Genomic DNA, 533 nt, shown 5'->3' with positions numbered 1-533 from the left:
AAAACGGTCAAAATCGCCACAAAAACAAAAAGAACTATCGATTGAGCAGAAGCAAAGCCCGTATCCAGGTTAATGAAACCATCTCTGTACAGCTTATAAACTAGAACCTGTGTAGCATCGCCGGGTCCTCCTTTAGTCATTATGTCTATCAGCCCAAAGACCTGGAAGAATGCGTAAAGTGTATTCATAATCAGAAGAAAGAATGTTGTCGGGGACAGCAGAGGTAACGTAATTCTAAAAAATCTGCGTACGCTGGATGCACCATCTATCGCAGCTGCTTCAGTAAGCTCTTGAGGAATTGTCTGAAGACCCGACAAAAAGAATATAATGTTGTAGCCAAGCATTTTCCAGGAGGCAGCGATAATTACTGCAATCAGAGCGACTCTTCCGTCCATCATCCAGTTGACTTCGGCTCCAAAAAACGTCTTTAGTAAATATGTTACCGGCCCGCTCGAAGGACTGAACATCAGTGCCCAAATCGTTCCCGCAACGGCCGGCGAAATCGCGTACGTCCAAATAAAAAGGGTTCTGTA

The 533-nt window shown here is 44.5% G+C and carries 1 protein-coding gene; it reads right to left on the bottom strand.

The window, feature by feature from the left end; all coding sequences use genetic code 11:
• A partial coding sequence (locus BG32_RS00990) for a carbohydrate ABC transporter permease (RefSeq protein WP_147434772.1) occupies positions 1-533 on the bottom strand: 533 nt, incomplete at both ends.

The sequence above is a fragment of the Mesotoga sp. HF07.pep.5.2.highcov genome, assembly GCF_003666285.1.
In the GTDB taxonomy this organism is placed as follows: Bacteria; Thermotogota; Thermotogae; order Petrotogales; family Kosmotogaceae; genus Mesotoga; species Mesotoga prima.
Note: the sequence above shows the minus strand (reverse complement) of the source record. Positions and strands in the feature narration are given on the sequence as shown.